This is a genomic window from Pseudomonas sp. 05N434, from assembly GCF_056396965.1.
Window position 1 is genome coordinate 1 of sequence record NZ_JBFTMK010000706.1, and the last position, 3,482, is coordinate 3,482.

3 protein-coding genes are annotated in these 3,482 nt (G+C 53.8%); all 3 read right to left on the minus strand.

Going from position 1 to position 3,482, the window contains the following annotated elements:
• The coding region (locus AC1DLB_RS28330) for a glycosyltransferase (RefSeq protein WP_477786122.1) at positions 1–800 on the minus strand (800 nt) is incomplete at its 3' end.
• 1,177 nt (positions 801–1,977) lie between these two features.
• Positions 1,978–2,271, minus strand: a complete 294-nt coding sequence (locus AC1DLB_RS28335) for a ComEA family DNA-binding protein (protein ID WP_477743461.1) — start codon at positions 2,269–2,271, stop codon at positions 1,978–1,980.
• Between the two features lie 44 nt (positions 2,272–2,315).
• Positions 2,316–3,482 (minus strand): UDP-N-acetylglucosamine 4,6-dehydratase family protein (locus AC1DLB_RS28340; RefSeq protein WP_477786123.1); only part of this gene is annotated, 1,167 nt, incomplete at its 5' end.

The window sequence follows — 3,482 nt, forward strand, 5'->3', positions numbered from 1 at the left end:
GCAAGCAGGTACTTACTGTTAGCCCCTTGAGCCGTCACCCATTGCTCAGACTCCGGAAAGGCCTCAAGAATATCGGCGAGTGGCAAGTCGACATAATGCTGCTTCTGCAGGTGCCACTCCAGCTTCAACCGGGTTCGTCTGTCCGGCCGATCACCACTGGCATTGGACTGATCGGAGAAAATCCGATGCAAGGTCAATTTTTCCTGAACCACATGGATGTCGCTTACCTTCAATAGGCGCGTCCACAGTTCCGCATCATCGATCTGGGCATGTGCACACTTATACAAACCGCTCTGCTCGTAAGCGCTTCGTCTGACCAATGCACTAGGATGGCACAGACGATTTTCATTGAAGAAGAGACCCCGCAGCCAGGCTGCTCGGGATTTATTTGGCTGATTGAACCAATCGATCGTTAACGGGCGGTTGTTTTCATCAATACATTGCACATGGGAAAACACTGCGCCTATTTGCGGACTCGCCTCAAGTATAGCGACCTGCTTCTCCAGTTTATCCAGCGCCCAGGCATCGTCCGAGTGATGGATGGCAATGTACTCGCCAGTTGACTGGGTATCGATAGCACGGTTGATGTTGTAAATATAACGACGCGTCCGATCATTCCGAATCTTGATGATTCTTGGGTCATTGTAGGTCTGGATCAGCTCCCAAGAAGCATCTGTCGATACATCATCAACGATGATCAGCTCCCAATCACTGAAGGACTGATTGACAACAGTATCGATCGCCTGCCTGATGTATTTATCATGATTGAAAGATGTAAGCACAATCGACACTTTTGCCACTTTACTCTCCTTTGCGCTACTTCATGAACCGCACAATTCTGCGCAAGTACTAATTCCGCTTTCAAAAAACTATACACTGAATCCCCCCGGATTTTCCAGACGCTCCCAGGCTCATCACGTAATGCTTTTCGAACTCTACCGATACCAACAGATTATTGAAATCATGAAGGCGTTGCGGGTTACAGATCATCTCGATGCGATCGAACAGATCTGCTGCGAGGGAGCGATCCAAGGCCCCCACCCGCCATCACTACCCCCCCTGATTGTCATACCCCTTAGCGATGCTCCATCGGTTAGAACGTGAGCCCGCAGAACCACTGCGAGTAGCGGGTCCAAGCACTGAAAGCGCAACTCCGTGGTGTGGACAAGGAGTGAGATGGGCGCAGTGCAATAATAGAGTGCTGGTCGATCTCGAGAATAAAAGGAAAAGACAGATCCATGTCGAAGAATGTTCATATGCCTGACACTCGGACTGAACGGGTGTTCGGGCTGGATGTCTTGTGCGCGATCGCTGTACTGTCCGTGCTTGTCGGACACTCGCTCACCCATGGCACGTCGCCGGGCAGGCTGCTCGCCTACATTGCCCCCAAGCAGTCACCGGCGTCGAGATTTTCTATGTATTGAGCGGTTTCCTGATTGGCCATATCTTGTTACGTTCGGGGTCGCCGATCTCAAGCAAATCTGGTCGTCCTTCCTGTTCATGCTGAATTTTGCATGGCCGACGCTCCCTTTTTTTCTCGTGGAGCCTCGCGGTCGAGGAATGGTTTTATCTCCTGCTGCCAGTCACATTCGTGGTGCTGCGCACTTGTCAAGCGGCCTTACATGCGGTTGCGCGACGTAAAGCTTGGGCACACCGACGTGCGCAGTGGCAACGTCGCGATATCAGAGGCGGTGGAGTTGCGGACGACAAAAGTCGCCAAGCGTCGGCCGGTGTGGGGCAACCGGGCTGAGTTCGCTCATAAAAGACTTCTTACCCTGCAGCGAGGTTCGCAGCCAGCCGAGACACCCTTGCCCCTGGCTAACACGCCCCCTGCCCGGCCTGAAGAGGTCTTTCACCTCCAAGTCACCAATGAGGCCACCACAGCCAGGCTGGTTGCGCTAACGCGCAACACGCTATGCTTGGCGCACAAATAAAAAAGCCGGTCAATGACCGGCCTCTGGCACTCGCGCCCACGAATCAGTTCACCTCAAGCTTGTCGCGATTCTTGCCCAGAATCACCTTGCCAATGGCCTTGACCTCCAACAACTCATCTACCGACGCAAATGGCCCATTACTCTCGCGATACGCAACAATTGCCCTGGCCTTGGCCTCGCCGACTCCTGAGAGTTCACGCTGCAAGGTAGTCGCGCCCGCCCCGCTCAGATCAACTTTTACAGACTCCACCGAGGGTGTAGTTTGCACCATCGGCGCGGTAACGTTATCAGGGTTGACCACAGGTGCAGCAATGGCTGCAATAGAAGCACTGGTCATGGGACAATTCTGTCAAAAATGTGTCCGTTACAGAGTTGTAACAATCAAGGTTCGAGGCGACGCTGCTGGTAAATCAAGTCGACGATTTCACCGTCCGGGGCGTAACCACTGACAGTGTCACGCAGAAGTTGGCGAACCCGCGAATAATCATCCCGCTCAACGGCAGACAGCAACTCCGTCAAGTTGCGCTTGAGCACTTCCCAAGGCAAATGGTCCTCTTTGGCACTCATGATCATCGGGTGCCGGGTAGCGGACACGTTGTCGCCGATCAGCAACTCTTCGTAAAGTTTTTCCCCAGGACGCAGTCCAGTGAATTCGATGGCAATATCGCCTTGCGGATTTTTCTCCGAGCGAATGCTCAAGCCAGACAGGTGAATCATCTTCTCCGCCAGCTCAATGATCTTGACCGGCTCGCCCATGTCCAGCACAAACACGTCCCCCCCCTGCCCCATTGAGCCGGCCTGTATTACCAGTTGTGCCGCCTCGGGAATGGTCATGAAGTAACGGGTAATCTTCGGATGGGTAACCGTCAAGGGCCCGCCTGATTTGATTTGGCTGTGAAAGCGCGGAATTACCGAGCCAGACGAGCCCAACACATTACCGAACCGCACCATGGTGAAACGGGTCTTGTTGACCCGGGACACATTGGACTTGTCCCCGAACAACACCGGTGCCAACTCACGACTGAGGGCCTGCAAGGTCAACTCGGCCAGCCGTTTGGTGCTACCCATGACATTGGTCGGGCGTACAGCCTTATCAGTCGAGATCAGCACAAAGTTTGCAACACCTGCCTCCAATGCAGCCTGAGCGGTATTGAGCGTCCCGATCACATTGTTCAGCACACCTTCGGCAATGTTGTGCTCAACCATCGGCACGTGCTTATAGGCCGCCGCGTGATAAACCGTGTCCACATTCCAGGTCTTCATCACATCCAGAAGTTTATGGGGATGACGAATCGACCCCAGTATCGGCAACAACCGGACAGACAACGACTCACGAGCAATACGATGCTCGAGCTCTGACAAAATGCTGTAGAGATTGAATTCGCTATGATCGAACAACAACAGCGTGGTTGGCCCCAGGGAGAAAATCTGACGACAGAGTTCGGAACCGATCGAACCGCCCGCCCCCGTCACCAAAACCGTCTTGCCCTTGACGCATCGAGCCAACAAATCAGGCTGCGCCGGCACCGAATCCCGCCCCAACAGGTC

Coding starts and splice junctions, on each gene's coding strand:
- AC1DLB_RS28335 (WP_477743461.1), bottom strand. CDS start 2,271: ATGACCAGTGCTTCTATTGCAGCCATTGCTGCACCTGTGGTCAACCCT.